Source organism: Streptomyces sp. Alt3 (genome assembly GCF_030719215.1).
GTDB lineage: Bacteria > Actinomycetota > Actinomycetes > Streptomycetales > Streptomycetaceae > Streptomyces > Streptomyces glycanivorans.
The window spans coordinates 2,067,753-2,089,139 of the sequence record NZ_CP120983.1 but is presented as its reverse complement, the minus strand read 5'-3'; the positions used below and the strand labels follow the sequence as shown (position 1 = coordinate 2,089,139).

At 71.3% G+C, this 21,387-nt stretch carries 18 protein-coding genes; 5 read left to right on the top strand and 13 right to left on the bottom strand.

Annotated features, from left to right (window positions below; all coding sequences use genetic code 11):
• Positions 1–137 precede the first annotated feature (137 nt).
• Positions 138–1,703: a monooxygenase gene (locus P8A20_RS08755; protein ID WP_147959869.1), complete on the bottom strand. Its 1,566-nt coding sequence runs from the start codon at positions 1,701–1,703 to the stop codon at positions 138–140.
• A gap of 95 nt (positions 1,704–1,798) precedes the next feature.
• Here P8A20_RS08755 and P8A20_RS08750 point away from each other — a divergent pair, with 95 nt between their 5' ends.
• Positions 1,799–2,467, top strand: coding sequence for a TetR/AcrR family transcriptional regulator (locus P8A20_RS08750; protein WP_147959870.1), 669 nt, complete (start codon positions 1,799–1,801; stop codon positions 2,465–2,467).
• A gap of 207 nt (positions 2,468–2,674) precedes the next feature.
• On the opposite strand, the gene P8A20_RS08745 is transcribed toward P8A20_RS08750, so the two are convergent.
• Entirely contained in the window at positions 2,675–3,142 is a 468-nt protein-coding gene (locus P8A20_RS08745) for a MarR family winged helix-turn-helix transcriptional regulator (RefSeq protein WP_147959871.1), read from the bottom strand.
• Between the two features lie 493 nt (positions 3,143–3,635).
• On the opposite strand from P8A20_RS08745, the gene P8A20_RS08740 reads away from it, so the two are divergent.
• Complete coding sequence (locus tag P8A20_RS08740) at positions 3,636–4,295, top strand: hydrolase (protein ID WP_147959872.1); 660 nt, start codon at positions 3,636–3,638, stop codon at positions 4,293–4,295.
• 174 nt (positions 4,296–4,469) lie between these two features.
• On the opposite strand, the gene P8A20_RS08735 is transcribed toward P8A20_RS08740, so the two are convergent.
• The 4 genes from P8A20_RS08735 to P8A20_RS08720 form a co-directional block, all read right to left on the bottom strand.
• Complete coding sequence (locus tag P8A20_RS08735) at positions 4,470–5,456, bottom strand: alpha/beta fold hydrolase (RefSeq protein ID WP_147959873.1); 987 nt, start codon at positions 5,454–5,456, stop codon at positions 4,470–4,472.
• 176 nt (positions 5,457–5,632) lie between these two features.
• Positions 5,633–8,320, bottom strand: a complete 2,688-nt coding sequence (locus tag P8A20_RS08730) for an AAA family ATPase (RefSeq protein WP_306103282.1) — start codon at positions 8,318–8,320, stop codon at positions 5,633–5,635.
• Between the two features lie 84 nt (positions 8,321–8,404).
• Positions 8,405–9,112, bottom strand: coding sequence for an SRPBCC family protein (locus P8A20_RS08725; RefSeq protein ID WP_147958193.1), 708 nt, complete (start codon positions 9,110–9,112; stop codon positions 8,405–8,407).
• A 35-nt stretch (positions 9,113–9,147) separates the two neighbouring features.
• Positions 9,148–10,650 (bottom strand): multicopper oxidase family protein, encoded by a 1,503-nt coding sequence (locus P8A20_RS08720; RefSeq protein WP_147958192.1) that lies wholly within the window; start codon positions 10,648–10,650, stop codon positions 9,148–9,150.
• Between the two features lie 381 nt (positions 10,651–11,031).
• On the opposite strand from P8A20_RS08720, the gene P8A20_RS08715 reads away from it, so the two are divergent.
• Positions 11,032–12,252: a cytochrome P450 gene (locus P8A20_RS08715; protein WP_261988538.1), complete on the top strand. Its 1,221-nt coding sequence runs from the start codon at positions 11,032–11,034 to the stop codon at positions 12,250–12,252.
• Between the two features lie 163 nt (positions 12,253–12,415).
• Here the strand turns inward: P8A20_RS08715 and P8A20_RS08710 are convergent, their stop codons facing one another.
• The 7 genes from P8A20_RS08710 to P8A20_RS08680 form a co-directional block, all read right to left on the bottom strand.
• Positions 12,416–13,480 (bottom strand): threonine aldolase family protein, encoded by a 1,065-nt coding sequence (locus P8A20_RS08710; RefSeq protein WP_147958190.1) that lies wholly within the window; start codon positions 13,478–13,480, stop codon positions 12,416–12,418.
• A 15-nt stretch (positions 13,481–13,495) separates the two neighbouring features.
• On the bottom strand, positions 13,496–14,068 hold the full coding sequence (locus P8A20_RS08705; protein ID WP_147958189.1) for a helix-turn-helix domain-containing protein: 573 nt from the start codon (positions 14,066–14,068) through the stop codon (positions 13,496–13,498).
• Complete coding sequence (locus tag P8A20_RS08700; RefSeq protein WP_147958188.1) at positions 14,065–14,757, bottom strand: alanyl-tRNA editing protein; 693 nt, start codon at positions 14,755–14,757, stop codon at positions 14,065–14,067. The genes P8A20_RS08705 and P8A20_RS08700 overlap by 4 nt, the downstream gene beginning before the upstream one ends.
• Positions 14,758–14,889: 132 nt before the next feature.
• The gene (locus P8A20_RS08695) at positions 14,890–15,774 is read right to left on the bottom strand and encodes an aldo/keto reductase (protein ID WP_306103281.1); all 885 of its coding nucleotides are present in this window, start codon (positions 15,772–15,774) and stop codon (positions 14,890–14,892) included.
• A 249-nt stretch (positions 15,775–16,023) separates the two neighbouring features.
• Positions 16,024–17,112: an NAD(+)/NADH kinase gene (locus tag P8A20_RS08690; protein ID WP_187282061.1), complete on the bottom strand. Its 1,089-nt coding sequence runs from the start codon at positions 17,110–17,112 to the stop codon at positions 16,024–16,026.
• 193 nt (positions 17,113–17,305) lie between these two features.
• Positions 17,306–18,745, bottom strand: coding sequence for a sensor histidine kinase (locus P8A20_RS08685; protein WP_147958186.1), 1,440 nt, complete (start codon positions 18,743–18,745; stop codon positions 17,306–17,308).
• Positions 18,742–19,449: a response regulator transcription factor gene (locus P8A20_RS08680; protein WP_147958185.1), complete on the bottom strand. Its 708-nt coding sequence runs from the start codon at positions 19,447–19,449 to the stop codon at positions 18,742–18,744. Before P8A20_RS08680 ends, P8A20_RS08685 begins: the two co-directional genes overlap by 4 nt.
• Positions 19,450–19,612: 163 nt before the next feature.
• On the opposite strand from P8A20_RS08680, the gene P8A20_RS08675 reads away from it, so the two are divergent.
• Complete coding sequence (locus P8A20_RS08675; protein ID WP_306103280.1) at positions 19,613–20,950, top strand: ferredoxin reductase family protein; 1,338 nt, start codon at positions 19,613–19,615, stop codon at positions 20,948–20,950.
• A 19-nt stretch (positions 20,951–20,969) separates the two neighbouring features.
• Positions 20,970–21,386: an FMN-binding protein gene (locus tag P8A20_RS08670; RefSeq protein WP_147958183.1), complete on the top strand. Its 417-nt coding sequence runs from the start codon at positions 20,970–20,972 to the stop codon at positions 21,384–21,386.
• Position 21,387 lies beyond the last annotated feature (1 nt).

The following is a 21,387-nucleotide window of genomic DNA, read 5'->3' as shown; positions in this document are numbered from 1 at the left end:
GCACTCGTCGGGATCGATGAACGTCATCAGGTCCCGATCAGGGACGCGACGGTCGGAGCACCGGTGGGAGCTGCCCGGCCTTCGGTGCGGGGCGGGGCCCGGACGGGTGGGGCCGGCTTACCTGGCTGGGCCCGGGCTCATGCTGATGTGGCCTGTGCGGGGCTCCCGGCCCAGGTGGTCAGGGCCTTGACGCGTTCGGTCCGGCGGACTTCCGGGTCGACGGTCCGCGTGGCCCACGCGATGTGACCGTCGGGACGTACCAGGATCTCCGACACTCCGCGCAGATCGTCGCGGTTCTCGAACGCCTCGGGGCTCGCGGCGTACGCCGTGGTGAGGTGCGGGGTCCAGTTCCCCGACGGCTGCGCTCGGCCGGTGTCCTGCGCCGCAAGGTCGATCAGGACGAAGTGGCCGGGCGCGAGAAGTTCGTACACGCGGGTGTGCTCCGAGGGCGCGGCCGCTGTGCTCAGTTCGATGTCCGGCATCCGTCGGCCCACCAGGGGATGGGTGCCCTCGGGGGAGTCGGAGGAGTCGGAGAAGGGCGAGGCGTACGCCGTGCTCAGCGCGGAGACTCGGCCGGCGAGGAGCTGGTTGACATCCTGGATGCCGAGCAGCTCGTCGAGCAGCGTGCGCAGGGCGACCGCGGGACGCCGGTACTGCGGAACCAGGGTCAGTTCGGCGAGGAGCAGCTGGACAGCGGTGTCCTGGGTGACGGCCTGTCCGACCGGACGGCGTTCGGCCTCGTAGCTGTCCAGCAGGCCGGTGGGGGCCCAGCCGTTGATCTCGGCGGCGAGCTTCCAGCCGAGGTTCATGGCGTCCTGCAGCCCGATGTTCAGCCCCTGCCCGGCTGCCGGGAAATGGATGTGGGCGGCGTCGCCGGCCAGCAGGACGCGCCCGCTGCGGTAACGGTCGGCCAGGCGGGTCGCGTTGCCGAAGCGGGAGAGCCACCGCGGTTCGGCTATGCCGCAGTCGTGGCCGCAGGCACGGGTCAGGGAGTCCCGGAACTCCTCCAGGGTGACGGGCTCGGCGGCAGGGGCGCGCATGCGTTCCGGATCGATATGGACGAAGCGGGTGAGTCCGCCCTCCAGCGGCACGACCAGGACGCCGTTCGCCTTGGCCGCGCCGAGGGCCTCGGGCGAGGCGGCGGTCACCGCGAAGTCGCCGAGTATGCCGGTGAGGGTCTCGTCGGTGCCGGAGAAGCCGATTCCCGCGGCCTGCCGCACGGCGCTGCGGCCGCCGTCGCATCCGACGACGTACCGCGCCCGTTCTGTCGTGACCTGACCGGCGCTGTCGCGCAGGTCGACGGAAACGCTCGTGTGGTCCTGCGTGAGCCCCAGGACCTCGTGCCCGCGGTCGATCCGAACGCCCAGTTCGCGCGCCCGCTCCTCCAGCAGGGCTTCTGTGCGCGCCTGGACGAGGAACAGCGTGTAGCCGTGTCGGCTGTCCAGTGCGCTGAAGTCGAGGTGGGTGGGCAGGTTGGCGTAGTGCCAGCCGGGCACGGTCCTGCCCGACGACAGGAAGCGCGGGGCGAGCCCGCGCATGTCCATCAGCTCCATGCTGCGGGGATGCAGCGTCAGGGCCCGGGAGTTCTGCGTGGCCTTTGCGCGGCGCTCGACGATCCGCACCTGGACACCGGCCAGGGCGAGCTCGCATCCGAGCATCAGGCCGGTCGGTCCGGCGCCGACGACGATTACATCCGGTTCCATGGCTGTGCTCCTCGGCTGTGGGCAGCCCGCTGATCAGCGGGTCGGCCAATTAGTGAACAACGTTCACGTGAACGTTGTTCACTATAGTCATGGGTATGACCTCCTCGTCCACACCGAGCCGGGGCCGGCCCGCACGGCTCGACCGCGCCGGAACCGTCGACACCGCCCTCGATCTGCTGGACGACCTCGGCCTGGAAGCGCTCACGATGCGCCGGCTGGCCGACAGGCTGGACGTCCGGGCCGGGGCGCTCTACCGCCACTTCACGACCAAACAGGACCTGCTGACCGCCATGGCCGAGCGCATGCTGGGCGACCTCCACCCGCAATCCGGGGCGGCCGACTGGGCGGAACGGCTAAGAGCGCTCGCCCGGGCGATGCGCCTGGCTCTCCTCGCTCGCCGTGACGGTGCCAGGGTCTTCGGTGGCACCCACTCGACCGGCCCCCACACGCTGGCCTTCGCCGAATCCGTCCTCGGTGTGCTCCGCGAGGCGGGCTTCCGGGACGAAGATGCCGCCCGCGCACTCATGGCCTTGGTCAACTTCACCCTCGGCCACACGCTGGAGGAACAGGCCGCCTCCGTACCGCATGACGACGGGACACCCGCGGGGCCGGATCGCCTGCGGAACGCGGTACAGGCCGGCCCGTACCCGAACCTTCAGGCCGCCCTGCCCGTGCTCACCGGTGCGGACTTCGACGCCCACTTCGAATTCGCGCTGGACCTCCATGTCGCCGGACTGCGTCAGCTGCGGTCCCGCACCGAGTGAGGGCTCCCGGGGTGCGGCGCCGGGAGCGCGCCGCCGAACTGTGAATTCATGGAGAGGGGGCCCGCATCGGCGGCGCCTGAAGGGGTGCGTCGGGAGCTTCTTGCCGCTCGAAGGCCGCTCGGATGACGCTCGGAGCGGCCTCCACCGGTACGTCGTCGACGACGATCCGGCCGCCGGCCGGCTCGCAGGGCCGGGTGTGGATCCCGGTCAGTCCGACTGCTTCTCCATGTGCTCCAGGACGCGTTCGGACATGCGGGCGAACGCTTTGAGCTGACTTGGTGTCAGGGCATCGATGAACAGCCGGCGGACGTGCTCGACGTGCCGGCCCGCGGCCTCTTCGATCGCCTCGTAGCCGGCCGGGGTCGCGACGACGAACGCGCCGCGTCCGTCGTCGGGGCATTCCTCCCTGGCCAGGAGCCCGCGTTTCGTCATCCGCGTGACCTGGTGGGACATCCGGCTCTTCTCCCACTCCACGAGTTTGGCCAGATCCAGCAGGCGCATCCGCCCGCCGCCTCTCTCGGTGAGGCCGGCGAGCACGACGTAGTCGGACGGGGACATCCCGGAGTCGGACTGGACGTGGCGGGACAGCCGTCCGATGAGCTTCTCCTGCATGCGGATGAAGTTGTCCCAGGCGGCTTTCTCTTCCCCGACGAGCCAGCGCGGCGGTGCGTCCATGGGGGCAGTTTAACGAGGGCCCCTGTCGCTCGTCCGCCTGCGGGGGTGCTGACTCGGCGAGGCCGGGCCCGCGGTGTCCTGGGCAATGGGACCCGGGGTGGCGATCCCCCGGCGGCCGTCGGGGGCGGCGTGGTCCGCCGCTCCGCCGTCGGGTGGGCCGGGAATGCCGCCACGGGCGCGTTCGCGGAGCCGTGAACAGGATGAACTGCGACCGCCGAAAGGCTAGTTGACACGTCCACCACCGCTGCTATCGTAGGTGACGCGTCAACCACTTGGTCGAGCTGACCGGCGTCGATGCCGTGACCGTGTCACCGCGGAAGCGGGGCCTGTCCGGGGTGCGATGCCGACCGTTTCGGCGTGTCGGTCGGCCGGCCCGGTCTCAGGGCCGCCTCCGCAGGCGCCTACGGCTGCATTCCGGCGTCGAGATCGACGGCGCACTTCCGAGCACCCGAACACCCGAGCGCGCGAAGACGAGAACCCGGAAAGGGATCCCATGAGCAAGGAAACGAAGGCCGGACTGCAGGCGCTGCTGACGCCCGAGGAGAGCGTCGTCGTCCTGATCGACCACCAGCCGTTCCAGTTCGCCAACCTGAACAGCCACGAACCCACGATGGTCGTGAACAACGTCGTCGGGCTCGCCAGGGCGGCCGAGGTGTTCGACGTGCCGACCATCCTGACAACAGTGCTGGAGGAGCGCGGCGGCTACATCATCAAGGGGCTGCAGGATGTGTTCCCGGAGCAGAAGCCGATCGACCGCACGTTCATCAACACCTGGGAGGACGAGCGCGTCGTCGAGGCCGTCAAGGCGACCGGCCGCAAGAAGCTGATCATCGCCGGTCTCTGGACGGAGATCTGCGTCGCGATGCCGGCCATACAGGCGGCGGGTGAGGGCTTCGAGGTGTTCGTCGTCACCGACGCCTCGGGCGGGGCCTCGAAGGAAGCTCACGAGATGGCGGTGCACCGCATGGTTCAGGCGGGCGTGGTGCCGATCACCTGGCAGGCCGTCGCGGGGGAGTGGCAGCGCGACTGGGCCCGCGAGAAGACCTTCCCGGGCATGACCGAAGTCCTGCTCCAGCACGGGGGCGCCACCGGCGTCGCCTTCAGCTGGGAGTCGCAGCTGCTCGCTTCGGGGCGTTCCGGGAACACTGCCTGACGATTCGTCAAGTTCTGGCCTCCTGCGGCCGTGTGCGGCTCGTCGGTCGCGAAGCAGCTCCGACCGCAGGCGGCCGTGCGGGCCCGGCGGCCGGCCGGACGTGATGCCCGGCGCTCGCCGCCAGGGGAACTCCAGGGGTCCGACGTCCGGGCCCGGTCGACCGGCGTGGCCGGTTCAGTCCTGGAGGGTGGCGAGCCAGTCGGTCAGCAGGCGGTTGACCTCGTCGGGGCGTTCCTGCTGGATCCAGTGGCCGCAGCCTTCCAGCAGGTGGTACGCGGAGAGGCCGGGCAGGGTGGTGGGGTAGGCGTCGATGGCGTCGGCCATCCAGGTGGTGGAGGCGTCCAGGGTGCCGCCGATGAACAGCGACGGCTGCTCGACCGGGGCCCCGCGGTGGGGGGCGAGGTCCTCCCAGTCGCGGTCCATGTTGCGGTAGCGGTTGAGTGCGCCGGTCAGGCCGGTGCGCTCGAACTCCGTGGCGTAGAAGTCGAGGTCGTCCTCGCTCAGCCAGGCAGGGGACTTACCTGTGGGGAAGCGGTCGCGCAGTCGGCCGCCGCGGGCGGCGAAGTGCGGGTCGGGCTCGCCCTGGGCGGGCATGGTGTCGGCGGACAGCGCCGCGTAGAAGCCGGCGAGCCAGCCCCGGACATCGGGCTCGATCTCCGCCTCGGCGCGACCGGGCTCCTGGAAGCAGGAGACGTAGAACTCCTCCTCAATACCGCCGATCCGGCCGAAGACGTCGGTGGGGCGGGGGCCGCCCGGCGGAGCGTAGGGGACGCTCAGCAGGCCGACGGCGCGGAAGACTTCGGGGTGGAGCAGGGCGGAGGAGGCGGCGATGTTCGATCCCCAGTCGTGGCCGATGACCACCGCGCTCTCCTCGCCGAGGGCGCGCACCGCGGCGACGTTGTCCGCCACCAGGTCTAGCATCCGGTAGGCGTCGGTCGCGGCGGGCTTGGAGGAGCGGCCGTAGCCGCGTACGTCGACGGCCACCGCCCGGTAGCCGGCGGCCGCGAGGGCCGGGAGCTGGCGGCGCCAGGAGTACCAGGACTCAGGGAAGCCGTGCACGAGCAGGACCAGCGGACCGGTGCCCTGCTCGACCAGGTGCAGACGCCCGGCCGGGGTCCCGACGGTGCGGTGGCGGAACTCGGCGGTGTGCTCGGGCAGCATGGGCTTCTCCTCGGTTCACGGGCGGACGCGTTCACGGGCGGACGCGGATACCTGTCGATCATGCGGCGCGGCGGCCTCCCGGCGCGATCGGTGTTGCCGTTCCGGCAAAATCGCGGCGCAGACGGGTTTCAGCGGTGGGCGGTGGAGGAGCGGGAAGGGTGGCAGGCGACGACCGATCAGGACGGCTGCCGCAGGTCGGGCCGGTCCCTGAGCTGCCTGCGGGAGTTGATGCCCAGCTTGCGGTAGATGTTGCGCAGGTGGGTGTCTATGGTCCGCGGGCTGAGGAACAGCCGGGCGGCCACCTCTTTCGACGTCGCGCCGGTGGCGACCAGTCGCGCTATGTGCAGCTCCTGCATGGTGAGCTGGTCGCGGGCGTGGGCGGTGCGGCTGCGCGCCGTCTCGCCCGTGGCGCGCAGTTCGTCAGCCGCGCGCCGGCCGAACGCCTCGAGCCCGGCGCCGGAGAACAGTTCGTGCGCGATGCGCAGGTGGGGCCGGCAGTCCTGCCTGCGTCCCTGCCGCCGCAGCCATTCCCCGTACAGGAGGTGGGCCCTGGCCCGGTACGGGAGCATCGGTGTGTCGGCGAGGTGGGCGATCGCCTCCCGGTAGTCGTCCTCCGCTCCCGTCACCAGCGCTCGCGCGTAGGCTGCGATCCCCAGGCCCGAGGGGGTCCCACTGGCCTCGGTGCGTTCGGTCAGCGACGCCAGCGCGGCGACGGCGGCGTCGTGTTCGCCGCACCGCACGGCGGCCTCCACCAGCTCCGGCAGGGTGAACCCCGCGGTGAAGAGTTCCCCGTCGGCGGTGGCACGCCGAGCGGCGGCCAGTGCCTCCTGGTACAGGGACAGGCCGTTGTTGAGTACAGCGCTCGCCCAGTGGACGTTGGAGACCACCTGCCCCGTGGCGGTGGCCGTCACCAGGACGGCTTCGAACAGCGCGGACGCCTCCTCGCGGCGTCCGCGCATCGCGGCCAACTGGAGCCGGTGGTAGATGACAGGAGGCGCACCGGTCGCGTCGGCGATCGCCTCCTCCTCGGCGATCGCGGACATCGCTTCGTCGAGGTCGCCGGTGAGCGCGGCGGCGGAGGCGGCCTGCGCGAGACCGAGGCGCAGGACGAGTGGCGATCCCGAATCCCGGCCGCTCTTCAGCAGCCATTCGATGATCCGCACATGGGTGACCGGGTCCCACAGCTCGGCCGCGAGGATGATCGCGAGCGCGGGGTGCCGGTCCCACAAGGGGCCCTTCGCCCCGTCGAGGGCCTCCCTGATCAGGGGGACGGCCGCCCTGTGCCCGTTCGAGGTCAGGACGTCCAGCGCGTCCAGGATGTCCGGTGGGTGCGGAGGAGCGGACCTGGCTTCGGCGAGGACCAGGTCCGTCACACCGTTCGCGCGCCCGACGAGCAGACTCGCTTCGAGCGCTTCCAGGTAGCTCTCCCGAGAGCGTTCGGTGTCCAGGGGTGCGATCCGCCGCGCGGCGCGCAGCATCCACGCCGGCCCTTCGCTGTCGTCGGCCCGCACCAGGGCGATCCGGCCCCGCAGCAGGTAGGTCTCCGCCTGCTGGAACGCGTCCGGCCCTGAGTTCTCGGCTGTCCCGAGCAGCGTGGCCGCCTTGTCGGTGGAGCCCGCGTCGAGGTGGGCGCGCGTGGCCGCGAGAGTCCGTTCCATCCGCTGCGCCGGTTCGGGCGACAACTCCGCCGCGCGTTCGAGGAAGGCCGCCGTGGCCACCGCACCGCCCCGCGCCCGGGCCCGGGCCGCCGAGCGCTCCAGCTCGGCGGCGACGTCCTGGTCGGGGACGGCGGAGGCCTGGGCGCGATGCCAGGCGCGCCGGTCCGGGTCGGTGACCGGGTCCGTGGCTTCGGCGAGTACGCGATGGGCCAGCCGCCGTTCGCCCGGCGCGGCCGCGTCGTAGGCCGCGGTCCGCGCCAGGGGGTGGTAGAAGCGCACGCGGGTGCCGAACTCGACCAGTCCGGTGGCGGTGGCGGCCGCGCCGGCGGTCGGGAGGTCGATGTCCAGGCTGCGCGCGGCTGGCCAGAGCAGCCCGGGATCGCCGGTGGGGTCGGCGCCGGCGATCGTGAGCAGGAGCCGGGCCTGCGCGGGCAGACGGGAGAGCGTGGTCCGGAACTCGTGCTCCACCCGGGTCGGCACCGGGGTGAGCCGCGGCGGGGCGAACCCACCGGCTCTGGGCAGGGCGAACAGCGCCAGTGGGTTGCCCCGTGCCTCGTCCACCAGCCGGTCACGCACCTGTTCGTCGAGCGTCTCGTGGCTCTGCGCGGCAAGCAGGGCCCGTGCGTCGGCGTCGCTCAGTCCGCCGACGCCCAGGCTCGGCAAGGCGTCAAGCTCGTCCGCCTCGCACGGCATCCGCACGGCGAGCACCATGGCGACCGGTTCGGCGGACACGCGCCGGGCGAGGAACGTCAGCGCCCTGGACGAGGCCGCGTCGAGCCAGTGCGCGTCGTCGACGACGCAGAGCACCGGGCGCTCCTGGCCCGCTGCGGTCAGGAGCCCCAGGGCCGCCAGGCCGACCCGGAACACGTCCGGTGTCCCGGACGACAGATCGAAAGCGATCCGGAGCGCCTGGCGGTGCTCCACGGGCAGCTCGGTCAGGTGACCCAGCACGGGAAGGCAGAGCTGGTGCAGCGCGGCGAACGGCAGCTCCGCCTCGAGCTGGGACCCACCCGCGCGCAGCACACGGAATCCGGAGGCCGCCCCTTCCGCGTGCTTCAGCAACGAGCTCTTGCCGATCCCCGCCTCGCCACGCAGGACCAGAGCACCGCCCCGGCCCGTGCGTGCCGCGCCGATCAGCTCGCGGAGGCGCTGTGTCTCGTACTGTCTGCCGAGCAGCGGACCGTGAGGAGGAGCCGACGATTGCACAGCGCGTAGATTACAGCGCGTCGGTCGCTGAGCCGTCCGGGGCGTCGAGCCGGTCCGGGGCGTACTGGGGTGCGTGTACGGCCGTCAGTTCGCCGGGGCCTCGGCTTCGGCCTTCAGTGCCTGGAGCCAGACGTCCAGCCCTCCGCCGAGCATGTCGGCGACGGCATCGCGGTCAGCCCCCTGAAGCGAGTCCAGCAGCGGGGCGTCCCATGACTCCTGGGTATGTACACGGGTGCCCTTGTCGGTCGGGGTGAAGACCCAGAGGTGTGTTCCCTTGTCGATGGTGATCGCCTTTCCCTTCGCGGGCCCTTCCCAGATCACGCACCGGCCGGGCTCCACGTGCTGGACGCTCGACGTGATCGTCAGGGTGTCCGCCGGGGCGAAGTCCGACTCGGGCACGGGGGTGGTCCACCGGAACCGGGACGTGGAGGAGAAGGTGCCGGAGTCGAGGCGCTCTATGGTCAGGACCGCGTCCTGCCACTCCTTCCACTTCTCGACGTCGGTGTGCACGGCCCAGACCTCTTCGACGGGCGCGTCGATGTCGATGTCGGACGAGCGGGTGATGGCGGCCCCGGGGTCCGTGCTCTTCTCGCCGCACCGGCTGTCCTGGGCCTGTCCGGCCGAGCCGGTGGCGGATGCGGTGGCGGACGCGGTGGGGGCCTTGCTTTCCCGGGCTCCGGGCTCGGAGTCGTCGCCGGAGGCGCAGCCGCTGAGGGTGATGGCCAAGCTCATGGCGGCGATCGTGAGCGCGGCCTTCCTGGCGGGGCGGTGCTGGTGGGAGGAGACGTACATGGAGATCCTTCTGTGCTGTGTGGTGGTGGGGATTTTCAGGAGTGGTGGTGTGCCTGCGGCACGACGCCGACCTTTTCGCCTTCGCCCAGGACGACGAACTGGCCCATCATTCCTTCGTCTTCGTGCTGCAACAGGTGGCAGTGGTACATGTACGGCGTGTTCGGGTCGGTATGGCCGCGGAAGCGCATGGCCAGCCGGTAGTGCCTTCCCTGCGCCAGCAGGACGGTGTCCTTCCAGCCACGCAGGTGTGGTTCCGGCTTCGCGTCGTCGACCGTCAGTACCTGGAACTGCACGTCGTGGACGTGGAAGTTGTGCGGGAAACCGTTGTCGTTGACCACGTCCCACACCTCGACGGTGCCCTCGCGGACTCCGAAGTCGATGCGGTCCATCGCCATCGACCGGCCGTTGATCTGGTCCGACGCGAGCACGAAGGAGCGTTCCTTCACCGGCTCCTCGCCGTCGAGGTCCGGCGCGACGCCGAGGACGGCAGGGATTTCGGCTCTGTCGGAAAGGGTTGCCGCAGCCCGGAACCGGCAGATGTCGAGGCGGTCGTCGAAGCCGTCCAGCCGTCCCAGGGTGCCGCCGAACTCGGAGGGGTAGGAGCGCAGTTCGACCTGCTCTCCCGGCTTGAAGGCGACCACTATCTCGGCGCGTTCCCCCGGGGAGAGGTACAGGCGCTCGGTGTTCCACGGCCTGGGGAGCAGGCCGCCGTCGGTGGCGACGAGCGAGAACGTCCGGTCGTCGGAGAACCCGAAGTTGTACAGGCGTGCGTTGGAGCCGTTGAGCAGCCGCAGCCGCACGAGCCTGGTCGTGACGTCGACGTACGGACCGATCGTGCCGTTGACGAGCACCTCGTCACCGATCACGCCCAGCGAGCCGCCCAGAGGCACCCGTTCCTCGAACTGGTTGTCCCCGTTGAACGCGCGGTCCTGAACGATCATCGGGATGTCGTCGACGCCGTACTCGGACGGCAGCTTCGACGCCTCGGTGTCCTCGTCGTCGACGATGAACAGTCCGCCGAGGCCCCGGTACATGTGGTCGGCGGTCGCGCCGTGCACGTGCGGGTGGTACCAGAGCGTCGCGGCGGGCTGGTCGACCGTCCACCGCGGTTGCCACGTACCTCCGGCCGGGACGGCCTGGTGCGGTCCGCCGTCCATGGCGGCGGGCAGGTGCATCCCGTGCCAGTGGAGCGAGGTCTCCCGGTCCAGGCCGTTGCGTATGTCGAACTCGACCTGCTCACCGCGCCGCGCGCGGATCGTCGGACCGAGGTACGTACCGTTCACGCCCCAGGTGCTGGTGGTCGCCCCGGCCTTGAACCGCGTCCTGCCCGACTGGATGCCGAGCGTGAAGACCCGGGCACCCGAACTGCTGGTCCTCGACTCCGCGAGCGGCGGAATCGACAGGGCCTTGTCGAAGGCGACCTTGCCGACCGTGTCCTGCTTCGCGACGGCGTAGTAGACGCCGTAGCCACCGCTGGTGAGGACCACGGAGCCCCCGATACCGATGCCGAGGGCCTTCAGCGCTGTGCGTCGTTTCATGGAGAGACCGTCCCGCGCCGGAGGGTCCGTCCGCGTCGGCGAAAACTACGTAGACGGACGCGGTGTCCCGCCGACGGTTCCGCGGACGGGCGTGGAGGGAGAGCCCCGCGGCTGCTGGAAGTGCGCCCGCGACGGCTCCCGCGCCCGGCCGGCAGCCGCCGATGTACGTAGTTCCTACCGGCGCGAAGGATGCCCCGTCGCAGGAGGGTTGACCTCCTGAAGGCCCGTTTTCGGACGGACCGTTCTCGACCGCACGTTCCCGAGGAGCCCATGGGCATGTACTCCACGTACTCAGGCAGCCGTTCCGCCGGCCTGCTGGCCGGGGCCGCACCGGCACGTCGGTCCTCGCCGCATTCGTTCCCCCCGTCTCCTGGAGGTCCGTTGTCCCTCGCCCCCGTCAGCGACGTCGATCTCTACACCGAATCGGCGCGCATCGACCCGTACGGCATCTACGCCGAACTCCGGGCTCTCGGACCCGTGGTGTACCTGACCCGCCACGACCTCTACGCGCTGCCCCGTTACGACGAGGTGCGCGCCGCCTCGATGGACTGGAAGACGTTCTCCTCGGCGCGGGGGGTGTTCGTGGATCCCGGCGTGAACGCCCGGTTGGAGGGGATCACGCTGTGCAGCGATCCGCCCGAGCACACGGCGATGCGCTCGGTGCTGGGTCGGCCTCTGCGGCCCGACCGGATGCGCGAGTTGACCCCGCGGATCGAGGCCGAGGCCGACAGGATCGTCGAGCGGCTGGTCGGCCGGGGCAGGTTCGAGGTCGTCACCGAACTGGCGGAGTACCTGCCCATGACCGTGGTGTCTGACCTGGTCGGGCTTCCCGACCACGGGCGGGAGAAGATGCTGGAGTGGGCCGCGGCCATCTGGGACACCCAGGGGCCCGCCGACGACCGGGCAGCCGCGGCGGGTCCGGCGGTCGAGGAGTTCATGAGGTTCGCCATGCACGACGCCGTGCCGGGGAGGATCGAGCCCGGCGGCTGGGCGGCACAGCTCTACGAGGCTGCCGACCGTGGCGAGATCCCGCGCGACAAGTGCCCGGTGATGATGCTCGACTACGTCACTCCCAGCCTGGACACGACCATCATCGCGATCACCAACGCGGTCGCCCTGTTCGCCCGGAACCCGGACCAGTGGGAGCTGCTGCGCGCGGACCGCTCGTTGATCCCGCACGCGATGAACGAGTCGCTGCGTCTGGAGACCCCGGCGCCCCAGTTCAGCCGGGTGCTCACCGAGGACCACGAGATCGGCGGAGTTCCGCTGGCCGCCGGTTCACGGGTCGCGCTGCTCTACGCCTCCGCCAACCGCGACGAGCGCCACTACCCGGACCCGGAGCGCTTCGACATCACCCGCCGCCCCTCGGACCATCTCGCCTTCGGGCGGGGAGAGCACGTGTGTGTCGGGATGCACCTCGCCAGGCTGGAGATGAGCGCGCTGCTGGAAAGACTCGCGGACCGGGTCGACGGCTTCGAGATCATCGAGCACCGACCGCTGATCAACAACGGGTTGCGCGGTCTCGACCGCCTGGAGGTGGCGATCGAGCACACGCGGCCACGGGAAACGGCGATCGAGCCGGTGCGGCCGCGTACGTCGTGAGCCACAGCCAGGCCGGCCCGAGCCCCCTCACCTCTCCCACCGTCCCGCCGAACCGCGCCACGGCCTGTGCGTACGACGGTGCCGGACAGCCGGACAGCTGACGCCCGTACGGAACCGGGCAGGCCGGCCGGGGTCGTCGGTGGGAGTCCGACCCGGCCGGGTGTCAGGTGGTGAGGCGGCGCACGGCGTCGAGGAAGGTGTCCACGTCGTGCTCGGTGGTGGAGAAGGAGGTGACGAAGCGGCAGACACCCGGTTCCCAGCGGTCGTGGTAGAAGGCGAATCCTTCCGCCAGGAGCTGGTCGACGACCGGCTGGGGAAGGCGGCAGAAGAGGATGTTGGCCTCGACGGCGTGGAGCAGATCGGCGCCGTGGAGCGCCTTGAGCCCATGGCCCAGGCGGGCGGCCATCGTGTTGGCGTGGGCGGCGTTGCGCAGCCACAGCCCGTCGGTGAGGTAGGCGTCGAGCTGGGCGGACTGGAAGCGCATCTTGGAGGTGAGCTGGCCGGCGCGCTTTGCCCTGAAGGACAGTTCCTGGGTGAGAGCGCGGTCGAAGACGACGACGGCGTCGGCGGTCATGGTGCCGTTCTTGGTGGCCCCGAACGACAGGACGTCGATGCCGGCCTGCCAGGTCATCTCCGCGGGTGTGCAGCCCAGCGCGGCGACCGCGTTGGCGAAGCGGGCCCCGTCCATGTGGACGCGTAGACCCGCGTCCTTGGCGACACGGCTCAGGCCGCGGATCTCGTCGAGGCTGTAGAGGGCGCCGGTCTCCGTCGCCTGGGTGATGCTGACCGCCGACGGCTGCACGCTGTGCACATCCCCGACCTTGCGGTGGGCCGCGGCGTGCAGCTGCTCCGCGTCGATCTTGGCGTCGTCGCCGGGCAGGTGGACGAGCTTGGCCCCGCCGGTGAAGAACTCCGGTGCGCCGCACTCGTCGGTGTTGATGTGGCTGTCGCGGTGGCACAGCACGCTGCCCCAGGGCGGGGTGAGGGCGGCCAGGCTCAGGGCGTTGGCCACGGAGCCGGTGGAGACGGGCAGGACGTCGACGTCGCGTCCGAAGACCTCGGCGAAGCGTGCGCGCGCACCGGCCGTGTGGCGGTCGGCTCCGTACGGCAGGTCCTGGCCGGAGGCCGCGGCGATGACGGCCTGAACGATCTCGGGCGAGGCGCCGGCGGTGTTGTCGCTGGTGAATATCCGCTGGGTGCCGGGAGCGGCGGAGGTGATGCTGTTCATGTTCAGGGGCGTCCTTCAGCTGATGATGGGGGAGGCGATGACGACGGTGACGTCGGCAGCCGTGGGGCCGGTGCGGTAGATGTGCGGGGCGTCACCGGCGAAGGCGAGCAGGTCGCCGGTGTGCAGGTCGCTCGGGGCATCGGTCGGCCCGGCGGTGAGGTGGCCGGAGGAGACGAGCAGGTGCTCGATGGTGCCGGTGGCGTGAGGCACGCCGTCCAGACGCGTTCCGGGCGGCATGCGCAGCCGCCAGATCTCCAGGCTGTTGCCGCTGCTGATGCGGCGCAGCAGTTCGCGTCCCACCTCGCCGCCGGCCAGGTCGGTGCCGGGCACGAACACCGGTCCCGGGTCCGTGTCGCGGGCGAGCAGGTCGGTCAGCGGGATGCGCAGGGCGATCGCGAGCGCGTCGAGGGTCTCGATGGTGGGGTTGCCCCGCCCGGCCTCCAGCTGCGAGAGCGTCGCCTTGCTCAGGCCCGCCCGGCGGGCCAGCTCGGCACTGCTCATGCCGCGCTGCTCGCGGCGCCGGCGGATCTGGGCTCCGACCGCGACCGCGGTGCTGCTGGCGGGCCGGCGCTCTCCCCCCGGCGTCATGAACGCTCCCGGTGCGCGGCGCTGTAGGAGACGCGGATGCGGCCCTTCCTGACCTTCAGCGTCGGCAGTACGACGTCGGTGAGGTCGCCGAGGCTGTGCACATGGGTCCCCCCGCACGGCGCCGAGTGCAGATGGGCCAGACGCACGATGCGGCGCCCGTCGACGCCGTCGTCCCCGGTCACCGGCCAGTCCTGGGCGATGGCCTCGGCGACCTCGGCGCGGAGCGCCTCGGTGGCCTCCTCCCGGCTCTCCGGGGTGTCCGGACGGGCGTCGGGCTGCGGCGCGGTGAACTCGATCCTGGCCTGGCCGGGGAAGTGGTTGCTCGCGGCCAGGACCCAGCCCTGGGTCCGTCCGGCCGCCTCGATCAGATGGCCGGCCGTGTGCAAGGCGGCATGCGCGGTGCGCAGCGGCAGGTCGATGCGGACCTCGACCGGCTGTCCGGGCGAGAAGGCCGGCAGCGCGTCCTCGCCACGGGCCACTGCGACGACCAGCCCGGAGCCGTGGTCGCGCACGGGGGTGATCTCGTGACCGTCCACCCACCCCCGGTCGGCGGGCTGACCCCCGCCCTGTGGGTGGAACAGGCAGTGCTCGACCGCCACCCACGGTGCGCCGTCGCGCTCTCCCGCGGCGGCCACCAGGGTTCGGGCCTGCTCCTCGTACGTGTCCGCGTAATAGGCGGGAACCTGCATGACACCCTCACTGGGCTATGTGAACGAACTGTGCGTTCACTATAACGAACGTCAGGGTGTTGTGTCTGCGAGCCCCGCCCGGCCGGTCACGGCTCCGGGGCAATGAGAGGCCGGATTCCTCCGGACGTCCGGTCAGGCCTCGGGGATGGCGCGGCCGAAGTCGGCGAGCGTGACGTTCTCGGGCTCCGGGCCACCGCGCCGCCCGGTCTCCAGCGCGTCCAGGGCGGTCAGCTCGTCGGCGCCGAGCTCGAAGTCGAAGACGTCGATGTTCTCGGCGATGCGCGTGCGCCTGGTGGACTTGGGGATGACCGAGCGGCCCTGCTGGAGGCCCCAGCGCAGGAGCACCTGGGCCGGGCTCTTGCCGTGTGCCTCGGCGATGCGTGTGACGGCGGGGTCCTGTAGGACGCTCCTGCGGTCCTCGCCGTAGCCCGGGTAGAACGTGATCCCTCCGATGGGGGACCACGCCTGGTTGAGGATGTGGTGCCGGTCGTCGAAGTCGAGGACGGCGCGCTGCTGGAAGTAGGGGTGGATCTCCAGCTGGTTGACCGTGGGGACGACGGAGGTGGCGTCGAGCAGCGCGGTCAGGTGGTCGACCATGAAGTTGCTGACGCCGATGGCGCGCACCTTTCCGTCGGCCAGGAGCTTCTCCAGGGCGCGGTAGGCGGCGAGTGTCCTGTCGAAGTCGGACGGCAGCGCCTGGTGCAGGATGAGCAGGTCGATCCGGTCGACACCGAGCTTGGCGGCGCTCTTGTCGAAGCCGTGGAGGGTCTCGTCGTAGCCGTAGTCGCTGATCCAGATCTTGGTCTCGACGAAGATCTCTTCGCGGGGCACCCCGGAGTCGCGGAGGGCCTGGCCGACCTCGCGCTCGTTGCCGTAGGCGGCGGCGGTGTCGATGTGCCGGTAGCCGAGTTCGAGCGCGGCCTCGACCGCGGCCCGTGTCTCGTCCGGCGGGGTCTGGAAGACGCCGAGCCCGAGGGCGGGCATCTCGACGCCGTTGTTGAGGGTGAGGGTCTGCATCGTAGGAACCTTTCGTTTCGAGGCCGTACGGGCGCGATGGGGGCGTGACCGCTGCCGCGAGCAGTGCACCGGAGCCTGTCGGGGCCTTCACAGCGTGCCTGTCCGCGGCCGCACCAGCACCTCGGGGGCGTTCCTCGGGCCGTCCCGTGCTCGGGCCGGCTCCTCGGGTCCGGCCTCCGTCGCGCGCCCCCGGCACGGCGTGAACCGCCGTGCGGAACGCCCGCCTTCGCGGCTCTGCTCTCCGGGTGATCAGGAGTCGCCCGTGTCCGTCAGCAGTTCGAGATGGGCGAGGTCGCCGGGAGGGGGAGTGGTCACCGACCACAGTGGCGCGGGGGTTCCGTCGGCGACAGCGGCCGGGGCGTCGGTGAGGTTCATCCGCTCGCGCAGCCGGCCGTAGAAGTCCATCGGCCCCAGCCGGACCGCCCGCAGCCGGCGGGGGGCGGCGTACACGCCGATCCAGTCGCCCGGGCCGAGAACGCCCCGCAACTGTCCGTCGATGCTCACCGCCGCCTGGCCCGACCGTTCCAGCAGGCGCAGTCCGACGGGCTCGTCCGGGGCGGTGACGACGGACCGGTCGAACGCCATGTGCGGGGCGACCGGTGTGAAGACGAGTGCCTCCGCGCGGGGTGAGAGGACGGGCCCGCCCGCCGCGAAGCTGTAGGCCGTCGAGCCGGTCGGGGTGGCCACCAGCAGTGCGTCGGCCGAGTAGGACGCGAGGAGCCGGCCCGAGATGTAGACCCCGACGGACACCTGGCGGTCCCGGGAGAGCTTCTCCAGCACGATGTCGTTGAGCGCGGTGACACTCAGAGCGATGCCCCACTCGTCGTCGACCTCGCAGTCCGGACGGACGTGAGGCGGCGGCAGAAGCGGTCCACGGCCGTAGTCCATCAGGGCCTCGATCTCCGCCGGTACCTCCAGAGGACGGGACGCGCGCAGGGTGAGCAGCATGCGGCTGTCGATCCTCATCCTGTTCTCGCGCACGGCGTCCAGGGCCGCCCGGACCTCGGACACCGACGTCTCGGTGAGGAATCCGACCCGCCCCAGGTCGACCCCCAGGACCAGGGCGTCGTTCACGGCGGCCAGCCGTGCTCCACGGAGGAAGGTGCCGTCTCCTCCCAGCGTCACGACGAGGTCCGGGTCGCCTGCCGCGTCCACCTCTTCGCGGGCGGTGCGCCGGCCCCCTTCGTTCCACACGTCGATGTCCGCGCACCGCACGGTGTGCTCCTCGCACCAGGCGCGGACCACGTCCGCCGCCTCCAGGGCCTCCGGCCGCCCGCCGTGCACGACGAGACCGACCCGGTTCACCGTTGCGCCCGTGTCCGAGGCGTGCGTGGTCACCTTGTCGTGGCCACGGTGCGAAGCGTCGCCCGAGTACCTCTGCACGCTGTCTCCAGTCGTTGTGCGGGACGTGCCCGGGATGTACGGGGTGGTGCGGTGGGTGAGCGTTGTCCCGGGCCCGGCACCAGCGTCCGTCAGATGACTCACCCGCGCGCGGCGGCAGACCGGACCGCACCGGGCAGGGGGAGTCGGATCAGCCCGGCAGCGGCAGCGTCACCGTGAACAGCGCCGAACCGGGCCGGCTGTCGAGGGTGACCGTGCCGCCGTGGGCGTGGGCCAGGGAGCGGGCGACCGACAGGCCGAGGCCGCTGCCGCCGCGGTCGCGGGTGCGGGCCTTGTCGACGCGGTAGAAGCGGTCGAAGACCTTCTCCCGGTCGGCGGGCGGGATACCGGGCCCGGCGTCCTCGATCCGCACCACCGCGGTGTTCCGCTGCCGTGTGACCTCCACCGACACCGGCGTACCGGCCGGTGTGTGCACGGCCGCGTTGGTGAGCAGGTTGTCCAGGACCTGCCGGATGCGGTGGGGGTCCATGCGCAGCACGAGCGGGTCCTGCGGCGACGTGACCGAGAGCGGGCGGTCCGGGTGGCCGGCCCGGAAGGCGGCGGACGCCTCCTCGGCCAGCCCCACGAGGTCCGCCTCCCGCAGCCTGAGCGGCGCGTCCACCTCGGCCGCGTCCAGGCGGGCGAGCAGCAGCAGATCGTCCAGGAGCACCCCCATCCGGGCGGCTTCGGCGCGCAGCCGCGCGAGGTGCCTGTCGCGCTCCTCGGGGGCGTTCGCGGCGGCGTACTGGAAGAGGTCCGCGTAGCCCCGTACGGACATCAGCGGTGTACGCAGTTCGTGCGAGGCGTCGGCGACGAAGCGCCGCAGGCGCTGCTCGGCCTCCGCGCGGACCGCGAGCGAGTCGTCGATGTGCTCCAGCATCGTGTTGAAGGCCGTGCGCAGTTCCTCGACCTCCGGACCGCCGCCCCGCTCGCCGGCGCGGATCGGCAGCCGGGCCGCCGATTCGGTCAGGTCGTGCGAGGCGATGCCGTGCGCGGTGTGCGCCATGTCGCTGAGGGGGTTCAGACCCCGGCGCAGCATCCGTCGGCCGAACTCGACGAGCACCGCCAGCGCGACGGCGAAGGCCACGACCTGGAAGCCGATCAGCCGCCTCATCGTCGCGTCGATGCCGTCCGTCGGGGCCGCGCTGACCAGGACCACACCGGGCTTCACCGCGCACGCGCGCAGCCGGTACCCGCCCGTGCCCGCGAGGTGCGCGCTGCGCAGCACCTCGGTTCCGTCGGCAGCCTGCTTCCCGGCCAGCGAGGTCAGTGGTGCGATGTCCGGGGGCAGGTCGCCGTTCTCCTCGGGCGAGCGCAGTTCGGGGACGCGGCCCGAGACGTCGTAGACGGCGTAGTACCACCGGTAGTACTTCTTGCCCTGGAGCGTGCCCGTCTCGGCGATGCTCTTGGACTGGGCGATCTGGGCGAGCCCGAGCTGATCGTCCAGCTGGTTCGTCAGATAGTCCCGCATGTACGTGGTCAGCGCCGCGCCGACGACGGTGAACACCACCAGGGACAGGGCCCCGAGACCCAGTGCGAGGCGGGTGCCGAGCCGCAGCCGCCGGAAGGCCCGGCGCAGCTTGTCGATCACGTGCCCGACTCGCCCGCCTGCCGGATGACGTAGCCGAAGCCCCGCACCGTCCGGATCAGCGGTGCGCCCGTGTCACCCGCGTCGTCGAGTTTGCGGCGCAGTCGGCTGACGACCAGTTCCACGACGTTCGAACGGCCCCCGAAGCCGTACTCCCACACATGGTCGAGGATCTGCGCCTTGGTCATCACCGCCGGGGACTTGCGCATCAGGAAACGCAGCACCTCGTACTCGGTGGGGGTGAGCGTGAGTGTCCTCTCCCCGTGGCGGACCTCGTGGGTGTCCTCGTCCATCGACAGGTCGCCCACCCGCAGCACGGAGCGCCGGTAGTCCGGCCCGGCGCTGCGCCGCAGCACGGTGCGCAGACGCGCCATCAGCTCCTCCACCGCGAACGGCTTGACCAGATAGTCGTCGCCGCCCCGGGTCAGCCCGGCCACCCGGTCGGCGACCCCGTCCCGTGCGGTGAGGAAGACCACGGGCACCATCGTGCCCGAGCGGCGCAGCCGGTCCAGGACACCGAAGCCGTCCACGCCCGGCAGCATCAGGTCGAGCACCACGATGTCCGGGTGGAACTCCCCGGCCAGGCGGAGCGCGTCCTCACCGGTGTTCGCCGTGACGGCGTCCCAGCCCTCGTAGCGGGCGACGGTCGCGACGAGGTCGGCTATCGGCGGGTCGTCGTCGACGACCAGGAGGCGCACTTTTTCCACCCGCCCATAGTGCGTCACCGGGGAGACCTGACCGTGTGCCCCGGCTCACACAGCGGACACATTGATAGGGACTTGTCAGCAGTCCGACAGGTTCTCGACAGCTTCCGGCAGCGAGGCTCGGAGTTCCACGACCGGATCGACCCGATCAAGGAGCTGCCGTCCCGTGACGACCGTCCAATCACCCCCCGCGCGCCCCACGGCGATACGCCCCAGGGTGGTGGCCCGCACGGGCCTTTACGTGATGCTCGCCGCCAACGCGGCCGTCGTCGCCTGCTTCTTCGCGCAGGCCGGCTTCGCCTCCAACGCCCTGATCGTCCTCGGCCGCCTCACCGGCCTGTACGGCGCACTGGTCATGGCCTTCCAACTGGTCCTCGTGGCCCGGCTGCCGTGGCTCGACCGACGTATCGGCATGGACCGGCTCACCGGCTGGCACCGCTGGACCGGCTTCACCCTGCTGTGGACGCTGCTCGCACACGTCGTCTTCATCAGCTTCGGCTACGCCGACGGCGCCGGGGTCGGTCCCGTCACCGAACTCGTCGACCTCGCCGAGACGACCGAAGGCGTCCTGCGCGCGGTCGTCGCGCTCGGCCTGATCCTCGTCATCGGCGCGGTCTCAGCCCGCTACGCCCGCCGCCGCCTCGCCTACGAGACATGGCACTTCATCCACCTGTACGCCTATGTGGCCGTGGTGCTCGCCTTCACCCACCAGGTCGCGGTCGGGACGAGCTTCACCTCGTCGCCCGCCGCGACGGCGTACTGGTACGGGCTGTGGGCCGTGGCCCTGGGCTCCGTCCTGCTCGGCCGCGTCGCCCTGCCCCTGTGGCGCAACACGCGTCACCGGTTCCGGGTCTCGGCGGTCGTCCCCGAGTCCGACAGCGTGGTGTCGATCCACATCACCGGCCGCGACCTCGACAAACTGCCCGCCCAGGCAGGCCAGTTCTTCCTGTGGCGGTTCCTGACCAAGGACCGCTGGTGGCAGGCGAACCCCTTCTCCCTCTCCGCGGCCCCCGACGGGCGCAGCCTGCGCCTGACCGTCAAAGCGGCCGGCGAGGGCAGCGCGGCCCTGCGTCACATGAAGGTCGGAACGCGTGTGTTCGCCGAGGGCCCCTACGGCGCCTTCACCACCCTGCACCGCACCCGCACCTCGTCCCTGCTCATCGCGGGCGGCGTCGGAGTCACCCCGATCCGCGCACTCCTGGAGGTCCTTGACGGCCACGCGGTCGTCATCCACCGGGTCGGCTCGGAGCGCGACGCCGTCCTCCACGACGAGCTGCGCGACCTCGCGCGCGCCAAGGGCGCGGAGCTTCGACTGGTGACCGGCTCGCCCGTCCCCGACAAGCTGGCGCCGGGCGAGCTGAAGCGGATGGTGCCGGACATCGCCGACCGGGACGTCTTCCTGTGCGGACCGCCCCCGATGATGAACGCCGTGCTGGGCACACTGGAGGACCTCGGCGTTCCCAGGCAGCAGATCCACTTCGAGCGCTTCAGCCTGGCCGGCTGAGGAAGACGAGGAAGACACCGTGAAGCGAGCCGTACCCGTCGTCGCCCTCAGCATCGTGGGCCTGATCTCCGTCTGGCGCTACCAGCCGTCCCTCGGCCCCGCGGAGTCCACCGCCGCGCCGGTCACGACACCCTCCGCCTCCGCATCCGCCCCCGCAGGGTCCCAGGGCTCCTCCTCCCGGGTCGTCCAGGGGACGACCGTCACGACGGAGAAGGGCCCGGTGCAGGTCCAGGCGACCTTCGAAGGCGACAGGATCACCGCGGTGAAGATGCTCCGGCAGCCGAACCATCCGCAGACGCAGGCGGCCGTTCCGAAGCTGGTGGCGCAGACGCTGGAGGTGCAGAGCGCGGACGTCGACACGGTGACCGGCGCGACGATCACCAGTGACGCCTACAAGGAATCCCTGCAGGCCGCCATCGACGCGAAGGGCGCCTGAG

Bases quoted from the DNA above. Each gene is read 5' to 3' on its own strand.
- P8A20_RS08745 (WP_147959871.1), bottom strand. From the start codon at position 3,142: ATGGACGCACCGCCGCGCTGGCTCGTCGGGGAAGAGAAAGCCGCCTGG.
- P8A20_RS08720 (WP_147958192.1), bottom strand. From the start codon at position 10,650: ATGAAACGACGCACAGCGCTGAAGGCCCTCGGCATCGGTATCGGGGGC.
- P8A20_RS08710 (WP_147958190.1), bottom strand. From the start codon at position 13,480: ATGAACAGCATCACCTCCGCCGCTCCCGGCACCCAGCGGATATTCACC.
- P8A20_RS08740 (WP_147959872.1), top strand. From the start codon at position 3,636: ATGAGCAAGGAAACGAAGGCCGGACTGCAGGCGCTGCTGACGCCCGAG.
- P8A20_RS08725 (WP_147958193.1), bottom strand. From the start codon at position 9,112: ATGTACGTCTCCTCCCACCAGCACCGCCCCGCCAGGAAGGCCGCGCTC.
- P8A20_RS08700 (WP_147958188.1), bottom strand. From the start codon at position 14,757: ATGCAGGTTCCCGCCTATTACGCGGACACGTACGAGGAGCAGGCCCGA.
- P8A20_RS08695 (WP_306103281.1), bottom strand. From the start codon at position 15,774: ATGCAGACCCTCACCCTCAACAACGGCGTCGAGATGCCCGCCCTCGGG.
- P8A20_RS08705 (WP_147958189.1), bottom strand. From the start codon at position 14,068: ATGACGCCGGGGGGAGAGCGCCGGCCCGCCAGCAGCACCGCGGTCGCG.
- P8A20_RS08750 (WP_147959870.1), top strand. From the start codon at position 1,799: ATGACCTCCTCGTCCACACCGAGCCGGGGCCGGCCCGCACGGCTCGAC.
- P8A20_RS08735 (WP_147959873.1), bottom strand. From the start codon at position 5,456: ATGCTGCCCGAGCACACCGCCGAGTTCCGCCACCGCACCGTCGGGACC.
- P8A20_RS08755 (WP_147959869.1), bottom strand. From the start codon at position 1,703: ATGGAACCGGATGTAATCGTCGTCGGCGCCGGACCGACCGGCCTGATG.